Annotated in this window: 18 protein-coding genes; all 18 read right to left on the minus strand. The window is 32.1% G+C overall.

The window, feature by feature from the left end; translation table 11 throughout:
* Window positions 1-10: 10 nt before the first annotated feature.
* The 18 genes from J3359_RS13635 to J3359_RS13720 all read right to left on the minus strand — a co-directional run bounded on the left by J3359_RS13635 (window position 11) and on the right by J3359_RS13720 (window position 24,071).
* Window positions 11-244 (minus strand): DUF2798 domain-containing protein, encoded by a 234-nt coding sequence (locus J3359_RS13635; RefSeq protein ID WP_208077398.1) that lies wholly within the window; start codon window positions 242-244, stop codon window positions 11-13.
* 69 nt (window positions 245-313) lie between these two features.
* The gene (locus J3359_RS13640) at window positions 314-1,672 is read right to left on the minus strand and encodes an IS110 family RNA-guided transposase (protein WP_208077360.1); all 1,359 of its coding nucleotides are present in this window, start codon (window positions 1,670-1,672) and stop codon (window positions 314-316) included.
* 802 nt (window positions 1,673-2,474) lie between these two features.
* A complete protein-coding gene (locus tag J3359_RS13645) occupies window positions 2,475-4,229 on the minus strand; it encodes a DUF262 domain-containing protein (protein WP_208077361.1) in 1,755 nt (584 codons plus the stop codon).
* A gap of 74 nt (window positions 4,230-4,303) precedes the next feature.
* A complete protein-coding gene (locus J3359_RS13650; protein WP_208077362.1) occupies window positions 4,304-5,662 on the minus strand; it encodes an IS110 family RNA-guided transposase in 1,359 nt (452 codons plus the stop codon).
* Between the two features lie 369 nt (window positions 5,663-6,031).
* Complete coding sequence (locus tag J3359_RS13655) at window positions 6,032-6,667, minus strand: CPCC family cysteine-rich protein (protein WP_208077399.1); 636 nt, start codon at window positions 6,665-6,667, stop codon at window positions 6,032-6,034.
* Between the two features lie 605 nt (window positions 6,668-7,272).
* Window positions 7,273-8,691 (minus strand): serine hydrolase domain-containing protein, encoded by a 1,419-nt coding sequence (locus J3359_RS13660; RefSeq protein ID WP_208077392.1) that lies wholly within the window; start codon window positions 8,689-8,691, stop codon window positions 7,273-7,275.
* Between the two features lie 790 nt (window positions 8,692-9,481).
* A complete protein-coding gene (locus J3359_RS13665) occupies window positions 9,482-9,772 on the minus strand; it encodes a hypothetical protein (RefSeq protein ID WP_208077400.1) in 291 nt (96 codons plus the stop codon).
* 1,910 nt (window positions 9,773-11,682) lie between these two features.
* Window positions 11,683-12,408 (minus strand): PH domain-containing protein, encoded by a 726-nt coding sequence (locus J3359_RS13670; protein WP_496559658.1) that lies wholly within the window; start codon window positions 12,406-12,408, stop codon window positions 11,683-11,685.
* Between the two features lie 133 nt (window positions 12,409-12,541).
* Complete coding sequence (locus tag J3359_RS13675; protein ID WP_208077401.1) at window positions 12,542-13,312, minus strand: hypothetical protein; 771 nt, start codon at window positions 13,310-13,312, stop codon at window positions 12,542-12,544.
* Between the two features lie 1,361 nt (window positions 13,313-14,673).
* Entirely contained in the window at window positions 14,674-14,955 is a 282-nt protein-coding gene (locus J3359_RS13680) for a hypothetical protein (protein ID WP_208077349.1), read from the minus strand.
* 662 nt (window positions 14,956-15,617) lie between these two features.
* On the minus strand, window positions 15,618-15,899 hold the full coding sequence (locus tag J3359_RS13685; RefSeq protein WP_208077402.1) for a hypothetical protein: 282 nt from the start codon (window positions 15,897-15,899) through the stop codon (window positions 15,618-15,620).
* Between the two features lie 494 nt (window positions 15,900-16,393).
* Window positions 16,394-17,185 (minus strand): hypothetical protein, encoded by a 792-nt coding sequence (locus tag J3359_RS13690; protein WP_208077369.1) that lies wholly within the window; start codon window positions 17,183-17,185, stop codon window positions 16,394-16,396.
* A gap of 1,093 nt (window positions 17,186-18,278) precedes the next feature.
* Entirely contained in the window at window positions 18,279-19,097 is an 819-nt protein-coding gene (locus J3359_RS13695) for an HNH endonuclease (RefSeq protein WP_208077403.1), read from the minus strand.
* Window positions 19,098-19,269: 172 nt separating this feature from the next.
* Window positions 19,270-20,160: a hypothetical protein gene (locus tag J3359_RS13700; protein WP_208077404.1), complete on the minus strand. Its 891-nt coding sequence runs from the start codon at window positions 20,158-20,160 to the stop codon at window positions 19,270-19,272.
* A 1-nt stretch (window position 20,161) separates the two neighbouring features.
* Window positions 20,162-20,557 carry a fimbrial biogenesis chaperone gene (locus J3359_RS13705; protein WP_208077405.1) on the minus strand — a complete coding sequence of 132 codons (396 nt, stop codon included), beginning with the start codon at window positions 20,555-20,557 and terminating at the stop codon, window positions 20,162-20,164.
* A gap of 1,169 nt (window positions 20,558-21,726) precedes the next feature.
* Window positions 21,727-22,035 carry a hypothetical protein gene (locus J3359_RS13710; protein ID WP_208077406.1) on the minus strand — a complete coding sequence of 103 codons (309 nt, stop codon included), beginning with the start codon at window positions 22,033-22,035 and terminating at the stop codon, window positions 21,727-21,729.
* Window positions 22,036-22,167: 132 nt separating this feature from the next.
* Window positions 22,168-22,476 carry a hypothetical protein gene (locus J3359_RS13715; RefSeq protein WP_208077407.1) on the minus strand — a complete coding sequence of 103 codons (309 nt, stop codon included), beginning with the start codon at window positions 22,474-22,476 and terminating at the stop codon, window positions 22,168-22,170.
* Between the two features lie 425 nt (window positions 22,477-22,901).
* On the minus strand, window positions 22,902-24,071 hold the full coding sequence (locus J3359_RS13720; RefSeq protein ID WP_208077408.1) for a tyrosine-type recombinase/integrase: 1,170 nt from the start codon (window positions 24,069-24,071) through the stop codon (window positions 22,902-22,904).
* Between the last annotated feature and the right edge of the window lie 90 nt (window positions 24,072-24,161).

The following is a 24,161-nucleotide window of genomic DNA, read 5'->3' on the forward strand; positions in this document are numbered from 1 at the left end:
ATGTCTTTAATTAATCGCTGTCCTTTTTGCCAACAATCTTATCCGTTAATTTTCTGGCAATTGGCACTAAAATAAGAACAGATAGATATGCTATTGGGAACATAAAAATAGTTGTTTCTATGAATTTTTGAACCCACCCTTCTTTGAATCCATAATTATGGGATATTCCAACAAATGCCATAATCAGTCTCATTGGAACTGTAACTAAAACGGTGTTGATGTATTTATAAAATTTGTCCGACATTGCTTAAATTTTACTTGTCTTGATATGGTTTTTTCCATTCTGACTAACGTAAAATTAAATTCTTGTTTTTCAAGGGGTTGTGTTTAGCTCTAAATCGTCATTTGTTATTCCAAATTTAGTGATTTGTTTCTTCATTCTTTTAACGATACCTAATTTTCTTTTTTGGTCAAGGTAGAGATAGCCTTCTGGGTTTTGGTATGGAATTCCTTTTGTGACCATATTCCAAATGATGACTGCTAATTTTCTTGCTGTTGCAGTGATGGCCGAGACACGGCCTTTTCTGAAGTTGATTCTATGGAAAAAATCCCGCAGGGGTGTGCTGTCTTTTAAATTACCAATGGAGTTTGCTGCATTTCGCAGAGCAATTTTGAGTCTGTTGCTTCCTTTCCCTATTTTGCTGGATAGCACTTTTCCACCACTTACTTTGTTGTTGGGCGCCAGCCTAAGCCAAGATGTAAATTGTTTTGCGGAATTAAACTTTTTGATTCCATCAAAACCTACTTCACTCATGATGGTAAGGACGGTATTGTAACTCATACCTTCTATGGCTAAAAGGTCTACACCTTTGAACATTTGGTAGGATTTTAAATTGATGTCTATGTCTTTAGGGGTGTTTTTGTTAATGCGTTTATACGGTTTCTTATCGATATAATGTTCTTGTTTTTCAGGGTCTTTACCTATTATTTCGTCGAGTTTTGCGGCAATCTGGTCGTCACATTCTCTTATTTTCTTTTGCACGAAATCGTAGGTGTCTAGCTCATCTTTTAGTGCATAAAGGAAGTCTTTTCTTCCGTTGGAGTGCAATGCTTTGGCAATTTCTTCTTCGCTTTTCTTGCAGTTGTAATGACGTAAACTTGCTAGTTTTTCTGGATCGGTTTCGCCTAGAGCAATGGCACGAATAATTTTAAGTCCTGTAAGTCCCACCACATCTTTGACCACTACATCGAGGCGAATATTCATAAGTCTAAGGTATTTCTGCATCTTCTTTGTTGCCGAGGCAGCTTGTTTTATCAGATTGTATCGGTGTCTTGTGTATGTCCTGAGTATTTCGGTGTCTTCATCGGGTAAAAAACTACCCGAGAGCAGTCCTAAACTGTGTAGTTTTTGGATCCATTGACAGTCTTTGACATCTGTTTTCTTTCCTTTGATGTTTTTGGTAAATTTACCATTGCACAGGGTTACCTCAAATCCTCTTGAGAGCAGTACGGCATGTAAATTTTGCCAGTAGTTTCCGGTACTCTCCATAGCAACATGCTTAATCTTGTGTGAGGTCAACCAATCGGCAAGTTGGTATAGATTTTCATTGTAGACGCCAAACTCTTTGATTAAGTCATCGCTCTGACCAACTGCCACCCAATGACTTCTACTACCAATATCAATGCCTGCTGCATTTTTATTGACTACATCTAAGCTAATTTGTTCTTTCATACTTAAAGATTTTAAAAAGCTCTAAGGAAATGTGCTTTAGGCAAAGAGATTATTCTGAACGGGATTCCCGATAGCTATCGGGATCGCCAATGTACTGATGGCAAACATTTCAACCAGGATTGCGCACGTGCTTACACGCAGTAGCAACACTTTGAAAAACGGCCTTGCAAAGAGCTCAAATTAATTATTTAGAAAGATACGATTTTTACATTAGCCAACGTAATGAGGAAAGAAGCTTTCTATGGGGGATTACTGCCAACGTGTTTGTATAAGAATAGTTGCGATTTTGTACACGAGGAATTTCAGAATGAAATTCAGAAGTGTGCAAAATTGCAACTACCTTTGGTTAGGCTAAAATTAGCAATTATTTTTATACTTTGTTGCCAAATGTAGTTTTTTTCATTGTTAATTTGAGTTTTTGTCAATTCCTCATTTTTTATTTTTCAAGTTTGAGTAAGAATCCCGCTAATTTTCTAAATTCAGTTTCCGAAATTTTGGGATTGAGTGATAATTCCACCATTTAGTTTTCAATTCCGAAACTTCGAAAGAGTAGTTTTTCACATTTTATAAACTCAACATTTTGCTAAAATTCCGATTATCGAGAGAGTGTTTCACAATTTTTAAATTCCTTTTTTAGCTTTAAAAACTCAATTTTCAATTCAGGTTTTGAGTGAGTGAGCTATATTTGGCAACGGTCTAGTATAAGAATAGTGGCGGATTTTTACACACTAATTTTTCGGTTAAACACAGACCTTTTTTTAATTTTCTTACTTTCATTTTAGCGATTAAACCGCTATTATTTTTATACATTGTTAGCCACTGGCATTGTTTCAGCTGTCCATATTTCTTTCGCTTTTTCGAGTAAAAATCCGGCTCTATTTTCAATTTCTGTTTCGTTCCAATCGTTTAATTCAAGATAAGGTGCAAGAGTTTCAATTCCGCCCGAATAATGTTTTAAGCCTTCTTTATTTCCGCTACCTCTCTTTTTTTTTGGCCAATTGGAATCTCTAATTGAAGCGTTTAAAGATTGTGTAATAATCGCTAAATTTCCCAAAGTCTTTAGTTTGAAATTTCTATAATCTTTGGCTTCTTTTGTAGGAACGCTATTCCATTTATTTTCCCATTTTTTTGGCATTAAATGCTCTAAACTATATTTGCTAATTCCTAAAAGCTGGGTAGCTTGTTTATTTCTATTTCTAATTTTAGATTCAATTAGATATATAATTCCTGCGGTTTGTTTGTTGATTAAAATTGAATTTTCAAAACCTTGTTTTAATTCGGTGTCATTTGGTAAATAATTTACCTTGTCATTTCTGCCTTCTAAATATTCAACAAACTGCTGTTTAGATAATATTTTATTAGATATTAATCGGTCTGTAAATAGTTGATTGTAGTTTTTAGTCGTTGCTTTTACAACCATTCTACGCATTACATAACTTTCTATAAATGCAAAAAGCTCGTTTCGTTGAGTTTCATCCTCAACATTTTTGAGAATATAAAGAGAGTAGGGAATTAGTGTAGAAGTGTCAAGTCCGAAGATAATTGCATTTATACGTTCAATTCCGCTTTCTGAACTCAATTCATTATTAACAATATCGTAATCAAAATTTTCTTTAAATAAATCTGCGTATTCTTTTAGTTCGTCAAGGATTTTGGTTTTATCCAATTTATAATCTCTTATAAACCTTTTGTAAGACTCAAACAAGTTCTCAACTTTTGAAAACTCAATTTTATCTTCGGTATTTACTTTCAGTTCAGGTTCTTGTATTTTGATTTGTAGATACGAGTAAAAGAAAAGGTCTATGAATGTTCTTCTTAAACGACCTGTTGTTATTTCTCTGTCCCAATATATTTTGGTGTCGTCATCTTTTTCAAATACTTGCTTCCAATACTTATTGTAGCTTTCTATTTCGTCACGTTTGAAAAAGTAGTTTTTCAGCAATTCTGCTGTTGTTAACCTAACTCCAAGTGAATTGATTGTGTCAAAGATTTGTTGTTCGTCCTCTTCGTAACCAAGGTCAATCCCAACAAAAAGTATGTTGTCTAAAATATTGAAAAAATCAATTGAGTTTTCTAAATCCTCTGCTGTTATATTTTCGTTGAAAAAATTATAAGCCGAAAGAATATTGTCATTTTCAGAAACGTCTTTAAAAACTGTTGAACTTTCAAGATTTACAACTTTATTGAATGATTCTTGGTCGTTGTGATTATGAAGTAAAATGATAGATTTATCTCGCTGTTTTTTAAAAGTTTCGGTAAAATCGTTGTCGGCATTATTTTTTAAACACAGAACTTTTAGAAAGATATTTAAGGTCGTAAGTCTTTGTTGTCCGTCAATGACTGTTAAAATCGAATCTTTATTTGAAGAAGTTTCTTGCTGTTTTAAAATTACAGAACCTAAAAAATATGGTCTTTTCGTTGTCGAAACCATAATCATATCTTCTAAAAATCTTTGCCATTGTTCAGTATCCCAAACGTATGCTCTTTGAAAAAAAGGTATTTCTAAATTTCTACCTCTGTTAAATATATCTCTAATTGTTCTTTTTCCTGCTTCCATTAATTTCCTAATGTTTGTTTTATGTTCTGTTGTCGTTTTTGCTTCTGACTAACGTAAAATTAAATTCTTGTTTTTCAAGGGGTTGTGTTTAGCTCTAAATCGTCATTTGTTATTCCAAATTTAGTGATTTGTTTCTTCATTCTTTTAACGATACCTAATTTTCTTTTTTGGTCAAGGTAGAGATAGCCTTCTGGGTTTTGGTATGGGATTCCTTTTGTGACCATATTCCAAATGATGACTGCTAATTTTCTTGCTGTTGCAGTGATGGCCGAGACACGGCCTTTTCTGAAGTTGATTCTATGGAAAAAATCCCGCAGTGGTGTGCTGTCTTTTAAATTACCAATGGAGTTTGCTGCATTTCGCAGAGCAATTTTGAGTCTGTTGCTTCCTTTCCCTATTTTGCTGGATAGCACTTTTCCACCACTTACTTTGTTGTTGGGCGCCAGCCTAAGCCAAGATGTAAATTGTTTTGCGGAATTAAACTTTTTGATTCCATCAAAACCTACTTCACTCATAATGGTAAGGACGGTATTGTAACTCATACCTTCTATGGCTAAAAGGTCTACACCTTTGAACATTTGGTAGGATTTTAAATTGATGTCTATGTCTTTAGGAGTGTTTTTGTTAACGCGTTTATACGGTTTCTTATCGATATAATGTTCTTGTTTTTCAGGGTCTTTACCTATTATTTCGTCGAGTTTTGCGGCAATCTGGTCGTCACATTCTCTTATCTTCTTTTGCACGAAATCGTAGGTGTCTAGCTCATCTTTTAGTGCATAAAGGAAGTCTTTTCTTCCGTTGGAGTGCAATGCTTTGGCAATTTCTTCTTCGCTTTTCTTGCAGTTGTAATGACGTAAACTTGCTAGTTTTTCTGGATCGGTTTCGCCTAGAGCAATGGCACGAATAATTTTAAGTCCTGTAAGTCCCACCACATCTTTGACCACTACATCGAGGCGAATATTCATAAGTCTAAGGTATTTCTGCATCTTCTTTGTTGCCGAGGCAGCTTGTTTTATCAGATTGTATCGGTGTCTTGTGTATGTCCTGAGTATTTCGGTGTCTTCATCGGGTAAAAAACTACCCGAGAGCAGTCCTAAACTGTGTAGTTTTTGGATCCATTGACAGTCTTTGACATCTGTTTTCTTTCCTTTGATGTTTTTGGTAAATTTACCATTGCACAGGGTTACCTCAAATCCTCTTGAGAGCAGTACGGCATGTAAATTTTGCCAGTAGTTTCCGGTACTCTCCATAGCAACATGCTTAATCTTGTGTGAGGTCAACCAATCGGCAAGTTGGTATAGATTTTCATTGTAGACGCCAAACTCTTTGATTAAGTCATCGCTCTGACCAACTGCCACCCAATGACTTCTACTACCAATATCAATGCCTGCTGCATTTTTATTGACTACATCTAAGCTAATTTGTTCTTTCATACTTAAAGATTTTAAAAAGCTCTAAGGAAATGTGCTTTAGGCAAAGAGATTATTCTGAACGGGATTCCCGATAGCTATCGGGATCGCCAATGTACTGATGGCAAACATTTCAACCAGGATTGCGCACGTGCTTACACGCAGTAGCAACACTTTGAAAAACGGCCTTGCAAAGAGCTCAAATTAATTATTTAGAAAGATACGATTTTTACGTTAGCCAACGTAATGAGGAAAGAAGGTTTCTATGGGGGATTACGCACAACGTGTTTGTATAAGATTAGTTGCGTGTTTTAAGTACTAAAATTAGCAAATAAATCACGTATAGAAAGTCCGCGAGGACTTTCGTAAGTAGGCTATTACCAGCAATTAATTTTATACGGTGTTAGGCAACGTTATTTTCCATTTCCAATCAGTTCCTTTTTCAATCAGATACTCATTGTCAATTATTTCAAATATTCTGCCTTTTTCAAATTCGTTTTGTTCCGCTTTTAATTCCATCAGGTCAGTTCGTTTTGGGTCATAAAGTCCATAAATCAGATAGTTGTATCTACCTATAACTAAACTAATTCCGTAATTCGGTCCGCCCATTATTTTTTCAGAATGCTGATTGTCTTGTCCATCATCTTCCCACCAGCAAACTTTACAAATATCATAATTACCACGTTCTTCAATTGTTCTGTAACCACAACAAGGACACGATTCGAGTTTAATCGGTTCGCCTATTATCCTGTCAAGATTAAGTTTTTCGCATAAGAATTCGTTTGTTACAGATTCCAGTCGATATCTTAACCAAATCATTAAAACTGCATCATACTTTTCCAATTCAGGGTTTTTAATTTCTTTCCCAGACTCAAATTCATTCCGAACAGGTTTTGGTAAAGAATTCCAACCTATGGAATCGCTCCAATCTTCTAAAGTCATAACTTCTAACTGTTCCGCTCTTTCTTTTTCTGAAAGTTCGGTCAATTTGATTGTTGAATATTTTTCTATTGCTTGTTGCCTTTCCAATGGGTTTGTTCTAATGTTGCCTAACGTGTTTGTATAAGAATAGTTGCGATTTTGTGCGCGAGGAATTTCAGCATGAAATTCAGAAGTGCGCAAAATTGCAACGACCTTTGGTTGAGCTAAAATTAGCAATTATTTTTATGCGTTGTTAGCAAATGTTGTTTTTTTTATTCTCCTTAGTTCATTAATTAAATCCTAAAATTCAGCTTTTGAGTAAGAATTCCGTAATTTATATTTTTCATTTTCTGCTCAATTTCTCAAACTTTCTAAATTTCACGATTCCTTGGAAATTCCGCAATTTTGTTTTTTCGAGTTTGAGAAAATTCTCACGTTTTATAATTCCACATTTGAGTAAATTCCCACGCAAAATCTTACGAGCGAGAGAGTGCTCAGCATTTTGAAATTCCTTTTTTGTGATAAAATATATTAATTTTAATTCACTATTTTTCAGCGTTTGAGTGAGAACAATATTTGCTAACGGTAAAGTATATGGCCAGTTGCGTTTACCGGTCATCGGTTTTCAGGTGTGTGTCTATAGTAAATCGTGGTAGAATTTCCCATTTATCGGAAAAGCAAGCAATTGGCTATATACAGTGTTATGCCACGTTTTATTCCGTTCGTTTGGCAATTATTTCCTGATTTTTCGAGCGTAAGACCATTCCACTTATTTTATTCTTGGATTTCTTGAATTCTATTTGTTCCTCTTCCGTTTTTAGGTAAAACTTGTCTTTTTCATAAGGTATTATTTCATATTCGACATTTGTCGGATTTTTCAAATATAGTCTGTCTTTCTTTTTTAAAATGGTCAGGTCAAAATTCGTTCCGTCAATTTTGTATGTGCCGATAAATTTGTGCAAATCATTTTCAGTTATTTTTATTTCTTTGAATTCTTTTGACACAAAAGACGGAATTGGTTTATAGTCTTTATTTCCGTCCATAAGTTCCGTGGCGAGAGCGGAAAGTACGGCTAAATGCCTTTCTGCTATAGTGTTTGCCATAAGATAAACTCCTGTCCTTGAGTTCAAATTTATATTGAAAGTTGCTACATAACCATCTTGTAGCCCACTATGGAACAAGTATGTTTTATCATTCTTTTTTTCAACTCCGATTCCCAAGCCGTAATATTCGTGTCCAAAACTTGTTTCGTGAAAAACTCCCATCGATTCTTCGCTCAAAAGTCTATTTTCCAGATATTTTCCTTTGTTTAGATGCGCAATTAAAAATCGAGACATTTGAGTTGGTGTCAAATACGTTAGTCCACCAGCTGGGTAGGGTTCGGAATATTGTTGAGCGATGGGGAATGAGTTATTATAAGCTAATTTGTAGGGTAGAGCCATTTCCTCAACGGTTTCGGGGGTTGGTTGGGTAAAATTTAAGTTATCTAAGCCTAATGGCTTTAAAATATTATCGTTTACATAGTCTCCATAGTTTTTACCCGTTATATTTTGAATAACCAAAGCAGAAATCACGAATCCATCATTGCAATATTCAAACTGCTTTTCGGGTTCTCTGACAGGTTTGACATTGTTGGCTATTTCTTTTAGCGATTTACGTTTTTCCTTGCTCCACAGGGGTACAAAATTAGCTGAAGCGGGCAATCCAGATTGATGCGATAGAAGATGTCTTATCGTAATCGGTTTGCTGTTTTCTGAAAATGATGTAATCGGGTTTTCGAGATAATCGTTTACCGGTTTGTCCAAGTCGACAAGTCCTTTTTCCACTAACTGCATAATTGCCATCGACATATATGGTTTAGCTGTCGAGCCGGTTGAATAGGTCGTTGAAGTTGTTGCAGGTGTTTTGGTCTTTACATTGGCATAACCAAATGCCTCCGCCCAAACTACATTTTCATCTCTTATCAAAGCAATTGAGATTGAAGGGATTCCAGTCTCCTCAATCATTCTTTTTATTTCCTTTGTTAGAATGTCCTTTGCGTATTCTGTTTGTGAAGGTTGTTCTTTGTTCTGTGCTTGGATGCTTGAAGCGAGAAGAATAGTTAAAACTAGGATAAATTTTATTTTTTCCATTTAGGTCTTGGTTTCTCTTAAGACGTTCGTTTATCTAGATTGTTACTTGAAGGACAAAATGTGGCATAACGTTTTTGTATAAGAATAGTTGCGGTTTTGTGCGCGAGGAATTTCAGCATGAAATTCAGAAGTGTGCAAAATTGCAACTACTTTCGGTTTGGCTAAAATTAGCAATTATTTTTATACTTTGTTAGCTTTAGTGCTTTTTTGTCCGTTTATTTTTTAGTCAATATTATATTTCGGTCGGCTTTTTAATTCCGCATTTTATTTTTTATTCAGCTCGACTTTTATTCCGTAAACTTGCTCAAATTCCGCAATATTTTTAGTTCAGATTTTGAGTGGACAATTCCGCAACTTGCTAAATTCCGATTGAGTGAAATTCCGCTTTTCAATTCAGTTTTCGATTCCGCAAACGAGCTAAAAAGTCAGACGCAATTCAATTCAGAGTTTGAGTAATTATTCAGCTCAATATTCCGCATTTTATTTTTAAATTCTGCTTTAAATGACTTTTGATTTAAACCTGAAATTTTCGGTTTTGCAATGTCCCGAGCATTAAAGCTAACGGTTTTGTATAAGAATAGTTGCGATTTTGTGCGCGAGGAATTTCAGCATGAAATTCAGAAGTGTGCAAAATTGCAACTGCTTTTGGTTTAGCTAAAATAGCAATTATTTTTATGCGTTGTTAGCAAATGTTGTTTTTTTCATTCTCCTTTATTCATTAATTAAATCCCAAAATTCAGCTTTTGAGTAAGAATTCCGCAATTTATATTTTTTATTTTCTGCTCAATTTCTAAAACTTGCTCAATTTCACGATTCCTTGAAAATTCTGCAATTTTGGTTTTTCGAGTTTAAGAAAATTCTCACGTTTTATAATTCCACATTTGAGTAAATTCTCACGCAAAATCTTACGAGCGAGCGAGTGCTCAGCATTTTGAAATTCCTTTTTTGTGATAAAACCGATTAGTTTTAATTCACTATTTTTCAGCGTTTGAGTGAGAACAATATTTGCTAACGTGTTTGTATAAGAATAGTTGCGGTTTTGTGCGCGAGGAATTTCAGCATGAAATTCAGAAGTGTGCAAAATTGCAACGACCTTTGGTTAAGCTAAAATAGCAATTATTTTTATACTTTGTTGGCAACCGTTTTTCCTTTGTCGCTCTGCTTTTTCACGTCAGCTTTAATTCATCCGTTTTTATTTTTTAAACGACCAATTTAGTCAATTCTGCTTAATTCTTTTTACGATTTTCCACATTCCGATTCTGCTTTTTCCTTTTCAGATTCATTTTCGTAGATAAACACAAACTTTTCGGATTATTACTTAAAAATCAAAAAAAAAAAAATTCGATTCTTTTTCCGTCCGAGTAAAATTCGGCGCAATAGTTTTCGGTTCAGTTTTTTATTCCGCAATAATTTTCACGTTTCTTATGCGTTTCGCTTGTCAGAAATCGGCTTAAAACTCAAAAATTTTCGGTTCAGATTTTAGTCGGCAAAAAATCCGTTTTAATTCGGTTTTGTATTCAGTTCAGTTTGTCAATTCCGCAATTCAATTCCGCCCACAATATTTTTTTCGGTTCTATTTAGCTGGATTTTTCAAATGTTTACGGATTTTTCTTAAATGGTTGCCAACGTTTATGTATAAGAATAGTTGCGATTTTGTGTGCGAGGAATTTCAGCATGAAATTCAGAAGTGTGCAAAATTGCAACGACCTTTGGTTAAGCTAAAATAGCAATTATTTTTATACTTTGTTGGCAACCGTTTTTCCTTTGTCGCTCTGCTTTTTCACGTCAGCTTTAATTCAGCCGTTTTTATTCTTTAAACGACCAATTTAGTCAATTCTGCTTAATTCACTTTACGGTTTTCCACATTCCGATTCTGCTTTTTCCTTTTCAGATTCATTTTCGTAGATAAACACAAACTTTTCGGATTATTACTTAAAAATCAAAAAAAAAATTCGATTCTTTTTCCGCTGATTTTTTCCGTCCGAGTAAAATTCGGCGCAATAGTTTTCGGTTCAGTTTTTTATTCCGCAATAATTTTCACGTTTCTTATGCGTTTCGCTTGTCAGAAATTCGCTTAAAACTCAAAAATTTTCGGTTCAGCTTTTAGTCGGCAAAAAATCCGTTTTCATTCGGTTTTGTATTCAGTTCAGTTTGTCAATTCCGCAATTCAATTCCGCCCACAATATTTTTTTCGGTTCTATTTGGCTGGATATTTCAAATGTTTACGGATTTTTCTTAAATGGTTGCCAACGTGTTTGTATAAGAATAGTTGCGATTTTGTGCGCGAGGAATTTCAGCATGAAATTCAGAAGTGTGCAAAATTGCAACGACCTTTGGTTAAGCTAAAATAGCAATTATTTTTATACTTTGTTGGCAACCGTTTTTCCTTTGTCTCTCTGCTTTTTCACGTCAGCTTTAATTCAGCCGTTTTTATTCTTTAAACGACCAATTTAGTCAATTCTGCTTAATTCTTTTTACGATTTTCCACATTCCGATTCTGCTTTTTCCTTTTCAGATTCATTTTCGTAGATAAACACAAGCTTTTCGGATTATTACTTAAAAATAAAAAAAAATTCGATTCTTTTTCCGCTGATTTTTTCCGTCCGAGTAAAATTCGGCGCAATAGTTTTCGGTTCAGTTTTTTATTCCGCAATAATTTTCACGTTTCTTATGCGTTTCGCTTGTCAGAAATCGGCTTAAAACTCAAAAATTTTCGGTTCAGCTTTTAGTCGGCAAAAAATCCGTTTTCATTCGGTTTTGTATTCAGTTCAGTTTGTCAATTCCGCAATTCAATTCCGCCCACAATATTTTTTTCGGTTCTATTTGGCTGGATTTTTCAAATGTTTACGGATTTTTCTTAAATGGTTGCCAACGGTTTTGTGTATGATTAGTGGCGTGTTTAAGTACCTAATTTAGCAAATAAAAACCGAATAGAAAATCCGTGAGGATTTTCGTAAGTAGGCTATAACCAGCCATTAATTATACACGTTGTTACCCAACGTTTTTATTTCCCATTATTATTTTAACTGCTTTGACAGCTTCTTTCTGATATTTTGATTTGTTAGCCAAAATTTCATTCAATTCCGTTTCAGATTTTGTTTTAAATTTTTCCACAAACTTTTCCGTTTGACTTTTTTCTTTTTTCCTTTCCAATTCTTGCTTTAAAGTTAAAGCTTCTTTAGAGTCGGATTTGTTAATGTATTGAAACATTCTAAACCTATACTTTGTATTCTCCACAATTGGTTCGTCGTGCAGAAAGTCCACAATTAAGTTTGAAATATAATATCTGTCTCCATTATTAAATTCCAAATCCCAGTATGCAAGGTCAGAGTTTATCATTTTCCAACGCATTGCATTGTCAATCCGATTTTTGTAATAAATTCCTAAATGATAAATTGAAGATTTTATTTCCGTTATTTTGTATTGTTTTAATACTCCGTTTTTGACAATTCCGATGCTATTATTTTTTGTGTCAATTTTAATTTTCGTATTCTTATTTTCTTTGTAATAGTTAAAATAAATAATGAAATTCGGTAGATTATAGATTAAGAAAATCACAGACATTATTTTGATAAACAAAAAGTCCAAAACAAATTGCTCTCCTTTTTTCAGATAATAATAAATAGGCGTTATTATTATTAAACCAATAACAAAATAAATATTCTCCCTCAAGAGGATTTTCAGAAGTTTGTTGTTATGTTCAAAGGTTTTTTTCAAATGTTGGGTAACGGTTTTGTGTATGATTTCGTTGCGTGTTTAAGCACTAAAGTTAGCAAATAAATCGCAGATAGAAAGTCCGCGAGGACTTTCGTAAGTAGGCTATAACTAGCAATGAATTATACACGTTGTTCTACGCAGTTTTTTTCCATAAATGGTTCAGAGACTTTTTTACTTTCCCTTTAATTTCATAAAAATATGCTCTATTTCCTTTGATAATTACTTTTTTATTTCTCGGCATTCTTTCTTTGTCGATGGGAATTACAACATCTAATTCGTAATAGTCAGAATTTTTGTTTTCAGTTTTGAGTTCTATAAAATCTGTAAAACCATAAGTGTAAATTCCGATTTTCTTAATGTCTTTTTTTGCTATTCTAAAAGTATTTGTTGAATCCAAATTCACTCTATTTCTTATTCGAGGTGCCCAAGCGCAACTTCCTTCTTTCAACCATTCTCTCGTTAAATGCTTGTATTTTCTTCTTTTATTAAAGTACAGAGTTAATAATTCAAATTCCGTTTTTTGTTTTTCAATCAAGTTTTGGTTTTCGTAAAGTTCAATATAATGATTGACTTTAATTTCAATTGAGTCTTTAAGTCCAATTTGCTTTTCGATTATATTCACAGTTGGCTCTCGTCTTTGTAAATCTGGATTTAGAATAACTTCTCCATCTTTTAAAATCCATTTTCCTTCGTTTGTATAATCTTTAAAGGTTTGTGGGTAAACATAATCAGTTGTTCGTAATCGAAAAGTCCAGTCCGCTTTTAATTCCAATTCAGTTCCTCCAAATTCTCCATTAGCCAAAATCATATCTCCATATGTTCCGATAAATTCGGATTTTCCATTTTGAGCTTGAGCATTGATTGTCAGCAGAAAGATTGTTAATATGTAAAGCGTTTTTCTCAAATTGCGTAGAACGTGTTTGTATAAGAATAGTTGCGATTTTGTGCGCGAGGAATTTCAGCATGAAATTCAGAAGTGTGCAAAATTGCAACTACTTTCGGTTAGGCTAAAATTAGCAATTATTTTTATACTTTGTTAGCTTTAGTGCTTTTTTGTCCGTTTATTTTTTAGTCAATATTATATTTCGGTTGGCTTTTTAATTCCGCATTTTATTTTTTATTCAGCTCTACTTTCATTCCGCAAACTTGCTCAAATTCCGCTATATTTTTAGTTCAGATTTCGAGTGGGCAATTCCGCAACTTGCTAAATTCCGATTGAGTGAAATTCCACTTTTCAATTCAGTTTTCGATTCCGCAAACGAGCTAAAAAGTCAGACGCAATTCAATTCAGAGTTTGAGTGATTATTCAGCTCAATATTCCGCATTTTATTTTTAAATTCCGCTTTAAATGACTTTTGATTTAAACCTGAAATTTTCGGTTCTGCAATGTCCCGAGCATTAAAGCTAACGTGTTTGTATAAGAATAGTTGCGGTTTTGTGCGCGAGGAATTTCAGCATGAAATTCAGAAGTGTGCAAAATTGCAACTACCTTTGGTTTAGCCAAAATAGCAATTATTTTTATACTTTGTTGGCAACCGTTTTTCCTTTGTCGCTTTGCTTTTTCATGTCAGCTTTAATTCAGTCGTTTTTATTCTTTAAACGACCAATTTAGTCAATTCTGCTTAATTCTTTTTACGGTTTTCCACATTCCGATTCTGCTTTTTCCTTTTCAGATTCATTTTCGTAGATAAACACAAACTTTTCGGATTATTACTTAAAAATCAAAAAAAAAATTCGATTCTTTTTCCGCTGATTTTTTCCGTCCGAGTAAAATTCGGCGCAATAGTTTTCGGTTCAGTTTTTTATTCCGCAATAATTTTCACGTTTCTTATGCGTTTCACTTGTCAGAAATCGGCTTAAAACTCAAAAATTTTCGGTTCAGCTTTTAGTCGGCAAAAAATCCGTTTTCATTCGGTTTTGTATTCAGTTCAGTTTGTCAATTCCGCAATTCAATTCCGCCCACAATATTTTTTTCGGTTCTATTTGGCTGGATATTTCAAATGTTTACGGATTTTTCTTAAATGGTTGCCAACGTTTATGTATAAGAATAGTTGCGGTTTTGTGCGCGAGGAATTTCAGAATGAAATTCAGAAGTGTGCAAAATTGCAACTACCTTTGGTTAAGCTAAAATTAGCAATTATTTTTATACTTTGTTAGCAAATGTTATTTTTTTCATTCTCCTTTGTTCATTAATTGAATCCCAAAATTCAGCTTTTGAGTAAGAACTCCACAATTTTTCATTTTCTGCTCAATTTCTCAAACTTTCTAAATTTCACGATTGATTGGAAATTTCGCAATTTTGTTTTTTTTGAGTTTAAGAAAATTCTCACGTTTTATAATTCCACATTTGAGTATATTCCCACGCAAAATCTTACGAGCGAGAGAGTGCTCAGCATTTTGAAATTCCTTTTTTGTGATAAAACCGATTGGTTTTAATTCACTATTTTTCAGCGTTTGAGTGAGAACAATATTTGCTAACGTGTTTGTATAAGAATAGTTGCGGTTTTGTACGCGAGGAATTTCAGCATGAAATTCAGAAGTGTGCAAAATTGCAACTACTTTCGGTTAGGCTAAAATTAGCAATTATTTTTATACTTTGTTGCAAAATCGTTGTTTTTTCAGTTTATAATTCCGTCTTATTTTCCTTTTTCTCTCTTTAAAATTTCAACTTTTGAGTAATTTTCTCACTATTTTTTATTCAGAGTTTGAGTAAATTCCACAGTTTAGATTTTTTGTCTTTCCTCAATTCGAAAACTTCCTATATTCAGATTTTGAGTAAGAAATCCGCCAAACTTATTTTCAGAATTCGAGTAAGTTCAAACATTTTAAATTCCAAATTTTCTGATTATTTCTAAAATTTTCGAGCGAGAGAGTGTTCCACAATTTTCATTTTTTCTAAATTTTAAAAAATAAAATCTCAAAATTATTTATTCAGTTTGAGTGATTTTCACAAACTTGCTCGACAATGTTTTGCAACGTTTATGTATAAGAATAGTTGCGGTTTTGTGCGCGAGGAATTTCAGAATGAAATTCAGAAGTGTGCAAAATTGCAACTACCTTTGGTTAAGCTAAAATTAGCAATTATTTTTATACTTTGTTAGCAAATGTTATTTTTTTCATTCTCCTTTGTTCATTAATTGAATCCCAAAATTCAGCTTTTGAGTAAGAACTCCACAATTTTTCATTTTCTGCTCAATTTCTCAAACTTTCTAAATTTCACGATTGATTGGAAATTTCGCAATTTTGTTTTTTTTGAGTTTAAGAAAATTCTCACGTTTTATAATTCCACATTTGAGTATATTCCCACGCAAAATCTTACGAGCGAGAGAGTGCTCAGCATTTTGAAATTCCTTTTTTGTGATAAAACCGATTGGTTTTAATTCACTATTTTTCAGCGTTTGAGTGAGAACAATATTTGCTAACGTGTTTGTATAAGAATAGTTGCGATTTTGTGCGCGAGGAATTTCAGCATGAAATTCAGAAGTGTGCAAAATTGCAACTACCTTTGGTTAAGCTAAAATTAGCAATTATTTTTATACTTTGTTGCCAAATGTAGTTTTTTTCATTGTTAATTTGAGTTTTTGTCAATTCCTCATTTTTTATTTTTCAAGTTTGAGTAAGAATCCCGCTAATTTTCTAAATTCAGTTTCCGAAATTTTGGGATTGAGTGATAATTCCACCATTTAGTTTTCAATTCCGAAACTTCGAAAGAGTAGTTTTTCACATTTTATAAACTCAACATTTTGCTAAAATTCCGATTATCGAGAGAGTGTTTCACAATTTTTAAATTCCTTTTTTAGCTTTAAAAACTCAATTTTCAATTCAGGTTTTGAGTGAGTGAGCTATATTTGGCAACGTATTTGTGTAAGATTAGTTGCGTGTTTTAAGCACTAAAGTTAGCAAATAAATCACAGATAGAAAGTCCGCGAGGACTTTCGTAAATCGGCTAAAACCAGCAATTAATTTTACACGGTGTTGGCAATAGTTATTTTTTATTCAGTTCGTTTATAATTTGTTCTGTAAATAATTGTTCAAAATCTTTTAGTTTCAATTCCTTAACATAATCCACATTCTTTTTCTGAACTCCAAAAAAGCCTCTTGCTTCAGTCACAAAAAATAATATACTGTCAAGCTGAACTTTTGTTCTGTCATTTTCGGTTTCTGAAATTATGGTTGATACAATTATTCTCGACCTTTTTTCTGGTAATTCGATTACTGCTTGATATTTTGGGTCATTATCACTTTGATAATATTTAAACATTTTTCTCAATACAGAATCTTTTTGCATTTCAAATTCTGTTTCGTAAGTCGATTTTAAATTTATTTCTCCTCTCTCTTTTGGAAGAGTAGTTGCTATAAATGCAAACGAGCAAATTCCAATTATAAATTCTTTTGGAAGGAAATTTATTTTTTTAATTCCGCTTGTGTTTTTTGTTCTGTAACGATAAGAAAGTGGTAAAATTAAAAGTGCAATTAAATCAGAATAATCCACGACACGATTTATTCCAATTCCGATATTATTCAGAAAGTCAATAGCAAATTGAGAAGAACTGCTTTTCCAAAAAACGAATAAAATTCCAGTCAGAATGTAAATAGTTTTGACTTTACTTTTGAATAATAAACTAACAAAATAAGGAAAGGCAAAAAGTCCGACGAAATCAGATAGTTTTCCAGTCAGATAATTATGAAACTGATATTTTAAATAAAAGTCGTTTACAAGAAGTAAACCAACAGAAATCAAAAATAATTTTCCGTAAAATAGTTTGTCGTTTTGCACTTCGTTTTAATTATTGCCAACGTGTTTGTATAAGAATAGTTGCGATTTTGTGCGCGAGGAATTTCAGCATGAAATTCAGAAGTGTGCAAAATTGCAACTGCTTTTGGTTTAGCTAAAATAGCAATTATTTTTATGCGTTGTTAGCAAATGTTTTTTTTCATTCTCCTTTGTTCATTAATTGAATCCCAAAATTCAGCTTTTGAGTAAGAATTCCGCAATTTATATTTTTCATTTTCTGCTCAATTTCTCAAACTTGCTCAATTTCACGATTCCTTGGAAATTCCGCAATTTTGGTTTTTCGAGTCTAAGAAAATTCTCACGTTTTATAATTCCACATTTGAGTAAATTCCCACGCAAAATTTTACGAGCGAGAGAGTGCTCAGCATTTTGAAATTCATTTTTTGTGATAAAATCTATTAATTTTAATTCACTATTTTTTCAGCGTTTGAGTGAGAACAATATTTGCTAACGTGTTTGTATAAGAATAGTTGCGATTTTGTGCGCGAGGAATTTCAGAATGAAATTCAGAAGTGTGCAAAATTGCAACGACCTTTGGTTAAGCTAAAATAGCAATTATTTTTATGCGTTGTTAGCAAATGTTGTTTTTTTCATTCCCCTTAGTTCATTAATTAAATCCTAAAACTCAGCTTTTGAGTAAGAATTCCGCAATTTATATTTTTCATTTTCTGCTCAATTTCTCAAACTTTCTAAATTTCACGATTGATTGGAAATTCCGCAATTTTGGTTTTTAGAGTTTAAGAAAATTCTCACGTTTTATAATTCCACATTTGAGTATATTCCCACGCAAAATCTTACGAGCGAGAGAGTGCTCAGCATTTTGAAATTCCTTTTTTGTGATAAAACCGATTAGTTTTAATTCACTATTTTTCAGCGTTTGAGTGAGAACAATATTTGCTAACGGTCTTGTATATGAAACGTAGCGTGTAAAAAGACGCTAACTTTTCGGATTATACACTAGCCGAATTTTTAAATTTTTCTTTTTATCTTAATATTCTCAAAAAGCCAAATTTAAAAATTTGGCGGGCTTCGAAAATAAGCAAAAACCTCTCGGAAAGCCTGTTATAGCTATGTTTTATATACGTTGTTGTAACACGTTTTTATTCCGTTCTCGTTCGTTAAACTTGTCATTATGATACTTTAAATAGATATAATGATTTGGCGATAATTTTTCCGAATTCAGTTTGTCTTTTCTGCTAATACCTAACTTTTCCAAGTCCGTTTTTGTGAGCAAAGTAGAGATTAATATTTCTCCATTCTGGTCAAATGAAATTAGAAATTTGTCAAATAGTTTATCATAATTTGGCGTCAATAAAAGTCCATTATACAAATCGTACTTTTCGGTTTCGTTACATTCACTAAATGGTTTAATATGCGATGCAATTAATATTTCTTGCATCTCAATTTTTGTAACACAAGATTTTTCCCAATACTCAATCAATTCTTTTCGATAATTGGACTGTCCTAATCGGATTTTGACTAAAGCTGTCTTTTCGGCTTTTAGTAATTCATTATTATTCTCAATTTCCTTTATTTGCTTTAAAACAATTGGCTCAATCTCGACAATCGAATTTTTTCTGTTTTTTAATAATCGATTAGCTTTCTCAATTGTTTCAGATGTTAGTCTGTTCTTATTTGCAAATTTTGTAACATATTCCAACGCTACAATATCTAATTTATCTCTAAAGATTTTTTTTCCTTTTGTTGCTCTTGATTTATATGATTTATCCGTCCAAGATTCGTATTCTTTATGTTTATCAAAATTCTCAAAAATGAAAGAATTATCTCGTGATTCATAATGTTTTTCAAATACCTCAAAGTATTTTATAAATGAGGAAATACTAATATGTTGAAATAGTTTTTTTACTTCATCAAGTGAACTGTCTTTAATCATATTTAACTCTGTTCATCGCGTTTCCTCAAATGTGTTACAACGTGTTTGTATATGGTTTGTTGCGTGCTTTAAGCAACTAATTTAGTAAATAATTACCGACCAAGAAAGTCCGCGAGGACTTTCGTAAGTAGGCAATAAGCTAGCAATAAACTATATACGGTGTTGCCATTAGTTATTTTTTCAGTTTCATTACTTTTTCCAACAATGGTGAAAGTCCGTTTTCTGTTATTGTGTCGTTATTCCAAAAACTCAAAACACAGCTAACATAATTTCCTCTAACTTCAGTTGCAATGTAATAGATAGTTAGTGTTTTTCCTCCAGACATACCAATCAAAAGCGATTTAACTCCAGTAAAGTCATAAATTACTCTTTTAGCTTTAGTTTCTAAACCTTCAAATTCTAAATCAACTATTTCTTCCGAAATCACTTTTCCTCCTTTTTGAGACTTTGTAATTTCAAATTGTTGCTCAACTGTATTTTTTGCATCTTGTAATTCTTTATGAACAGACCAGTTCATTTGTCCGTAATATGGACACTGAACATTATTTACACCCATCCAATTACAACTATTTCCTAATTTTATTTTTCTACCAGCAAAATTGATGCTATCAATTCTTATTGAGGCAAAATTTTCTTTAGGTATCTTCTTTTCAATTATTTGTCTTATAATCGTTCGTTCAAATTCCTTATCTCTTTTATTAATTGAACTAAATTGAATAATTGTGATTCGTTTTTCTTGGTTTTCGATAAAATAATATGAATTATTTTGAACTAAATTTTCAGTAATATTCTCATTATTTTGAACGTAATAATTATTATAAGAAATTTGCTCGTCTTTCGTTTTTTTAACTTTCTTTTTTATTGAATATTTTCTATAAACTTTTTTAAGTCCTTTTTCTGTAAATGGATAATTTAGTGTTTGACTTGTAATTGTAAAACCGTCAATATTATAAAATGATATTCCATTGTTATTAATTGCTTGTAACCTATTAAAAATACTATCTTTTTGAGCAAATGAAATTGTAAAAATTGAAACTGAAATAATTGTAAATAGTTTTTTCATATTATTCGGCAATTATAAAAGTATAACAAGGTCTATTTTCATTATTAATCCATTTTTTCCAGTTTTCTGATTTATTTGGGTCGTTGATATTTATGCCATCAACAGGAAATATTATAAATTTAGTAAACCAATTTTGTGGATTTTCTCCGTCTCTTTTAAACATTGCTTTTCTTGCTAAAACACTATCTTTAGGTTGAACACTAAATGGGACTGTAACTTCATAAGGTCCATTTGTTGAGCGTTTCAAAACAGTTGATTGAAAATTCACAGTTTTTTCTGAATTGTTTTTCACATAAAATGTTGTTGTTGGATATTTTTTACTTTCGGGAAATGGAATTAAAATTCCGCAACTTGTTAGTGTGCAAACTACAAGTAAAATTAATGTCAATTTTTTCATTCAGCGTTCTGATTTTTTAATTAATGGCAACGTTTTTGTATAAGAATAGTTGCGATTTTGTGCACGAGGAATTTCAGCATGAAATTCAGAAGTGTGCAAAATTGCAACTACCTTTGGTTAAGCTAAAATTAGCAATTATTTTTATACTTTGTTGCAAAATCGTTGTTTTTTCAGTTTATAATTCCGTCTTATTTTCCTTTTTCTCTCTTTAAAATTTCAACTTTTGAGTAATTTTCTCACTATTTTTTATTCAGAGTTTGAGTAAATTCCACAGTTTAGATTTTTTGTCTTTCCTCAATTCGAAAACTTCCTATATTCAGATTTTGAGTAAGAAATCCGCCAAACTTATTTTCAGAATTCGAGTAAGTTCAAACATTTTAAATTCCAAATTTTCTGATTATTTCTAAAATTTTCGAGCGAGAGAGTGTTCCACAATTTTCATTTTTTCTAAATTTTAAAAAATAAAATCTCAAAATTATTTATTCAGTTTGAGTGATTTTCACAAACTTGCTCGACAATGTTTTGCAACGTTTTTGTATAAGAATAGTTGCGATTTTGTACACGAGGAATTTCAGCATGAAATTCAGAAGTGTGCAAAATTGCAACTACCTTTGGTTAGGCTAAAATTAGCAATTATTTTTATACTTTGTTGCCAAATGTAGTTTTTTTCATTGTTAATTTGAGTTTTTGTCAATTCCTCATTTTTTATTTTTCAAGTTTGAGTAAGAATCCCGCTAATTTTCTAAATTCAGTTTCCGAAATTTTGGGATTGAGTGATAATTCCACCATTTAGTTTTCAATTCCGAAACTTCGAAAGAGTAGTTTTTCACATTTTATAAACTCAACATTTTGCTAAAATTCCGATTATCGAGAGAGTGTTTCACAATTTTTAAATTCCTTTTTTAGCTTTAAAAACTCAATTTTCAATTCAGGTTTTGAGTGAGTGAGCTATATTTGGCAACGTGTTTGTATAAGAATAGTTGCGGTTTTGTGCGCGAGGAATTTCAGCATGAAATTCAGAAGTGTGCAAAATTGCAACGACCTTTGGTTAAGCTAAAATAGCAATTATTTTTATGCGTTGTTAGCAAATGTTATTTTTTCATTCTCCTTTGTTCATTAATAAATCCTAAAATTCAGCTTTTGAGTAAGAATTCCGCAATTTATATTTTTTATTTTCTGCTCAATTTCTCAAACTTGCTCAATTTTACGATTCCTTGAAAATTCCGCAATTTTGGTTTTTCGAGTTTGAGAAAATTCTCACGTTTTATAATTCCACATTTGAGTAAATTCCCACGCAAAATCTTACGAGCGAGCGAGTGCTCAGCATTTTGAAATTCCTTTTTTGCGATAAAACCGATTAGTTTTAATTCACTATTTTTCAGCGTTTGAGTGAGAACAATATTTGCTAACGGATTTGTATAAGAATAGTTGCGATTTTGTGCGCGAGGAATTTCAGCATGAAATTCAGAAGTGTGCAAAACTGCAACTGCCTTCGGTTAAGCTAAAATAGCAATTATTTTTATGCGTTGTTAGCAAATGTTTTTTTTCATTCTTCTTTGTTCATTAATAAATCCCAAAATTCAGCTTTTGAGTAAGAACTCCACAATTTTTCATTTTCTGCTCAATTTCTCAAACTTGCTCAATTTTACGATTCCTTGTAAATTCCGCAATTTTGGTTTTTCGGGTCTAAGAAAATTCTCACGTTTTATAATTCCACATTTGAGTAAATTCCCACGCAAAATTTTACGAGCGAGCGAGTGCTCAGCATTTTGAAATTCCTTTTTTGTGATAAAATCTATTAATTTTAATTCACTATTTTTCAGCGTTTGAGTGAGAACAATATTTGCTAACGTTTTTGTATAAGAATAGTTGCGATTTTGTGCGCGAGGAATTTCAGCATGAAATTCAGAAGTGTGCAAAATTGCAACGACCTTTAATTTAGCTAAAATTAGCAATTATTTTTATACTTTGTTAGCAAATGTTGTTTTTTTCATTCTCCTTAGCTCATTAATTAAATCCTAAAATTCAGCTTTTGAGTAAGAATTCCGCAATTTATATTTTTCATTCTCTGCTCAATTTCTCAAACTTTCTAAATTTCACGATTGATTGGAAATTCCGCAATTTTGGTTTTTCGAGTTTGAGAAAATTCTCACGTTTTATAATTCCACATTTGAGTAAATTCCTACGCAAAACCTTACGAGCGAGCGAGTGCTCAGCATTTTGAAATTCCTTTTTTGTGATAAAACCGATTAGTTTTAATTCACTATTTTTCAGCGTTTGAGTGAGAACAATATTTGCTAACTCGTTATATAATAAATTTTATTAACGATATCCCGTAAATAAGTTAGAATATCGAATTTTTTTTATTGTTATATCCCTGTAAAGATAAATTATTTATAGCAATATCCAAAGGACTTTTTATTTGCTCTAAATCTTTTCTGGTTACATGTGTATAAATCATCGTAGTTTCTGGTCTGCTATGCCCTAATAGCTCTTGAATATGTCTTATGCCAATTCCTTGTTCCAACATATGTGTTGCATAGCTGTGTCTTAAGGTGTGAGGTGTGGCATTTTTGGTAATTTTTGCTACTCTTAAGTTTTTTTTAAAGAAAGAGCGAATAGATTCAGCACTATATTTACCACCTTTTGGATTTTCTATAAAATATTTTTTAGGTTTATAAGTATTATAGTAGTTTTTAATCAAAGGAAATGTACTTTCGGCAATAGTAGCATATCTATCTTTACGTCCTTTGCTATTTCGAATGTGAAGTTGCTTACGTTTAAAATCGAAATCGCTTAATTTTAAATCTATAATTTCGCTAATTCTTAGCCCCGAAGAATATAATATGGCCAATATAACTCGATGTTTTAAATTTTTAGTCGCTTGTAAAAGAGATATTACTTCTTCTATACTTAAAACAACAGGTAGTTTTCGATCTTTTTTAGGCATGTAAATTTTTTCTGTATTTATAGAACAAGCTGGGTAAAAATGCGCAAAATGCTTAAAGCCACTAACCATTTGTCTATGTGTACTTACAGCATAATTTAATGAGGTAACTGCCCATTCAATATAATTTCTAACATCGTTTTCGTTGAGCTCGCCTACTGGTTTTTGTTCTGTAAAACGTAAAAAATCTAAAATAAAATTACTATAACTGGCTATGGTGCTTTTGCTAAATCGCTTTCCTTTTAAAAACTCCAAATAATGTCGATACACTATTGTTTTTTCTTTATTTAAAGTTTTTTGTTCCTTTTTTACTACTTTATTGGTGGTTCTTTGCGCAGATTCGCTCTTATTTTTTGTAATAATTTGAATGTTTCCTTTTGCTAAATATATTTTTAAATTTTCAATTCGTACTTCATTATAATAAATATAAAATGTACTGTGTGTCTTGGTCCATCGAACACCATTAAATTTTTTTATATACTCTTTTATTTCAAAATTATAAGGAAATTTTATAGCAATACAGTGTTTAGAATTGTGTGTAAAAGCTTCTAGTGAGACATTCGTCATAAATAATAACAATTATAAAAATATTTCCCATAAATATACAAAAAAAACCTGTTAAGTTTTTAAGCTTAACAGGCTGGTTATTATTTTTTT

Source organism: Polaribacter cellanae, from assembly GCF_017569185.1.
GTDB classification, from domain to species: domain Bacteria; phylum Bacteroidota; class Bacteroidia; order Flavobacteriales; family Flavobacteriaceae; genus Polaribacter; species Polaribacter cellanae.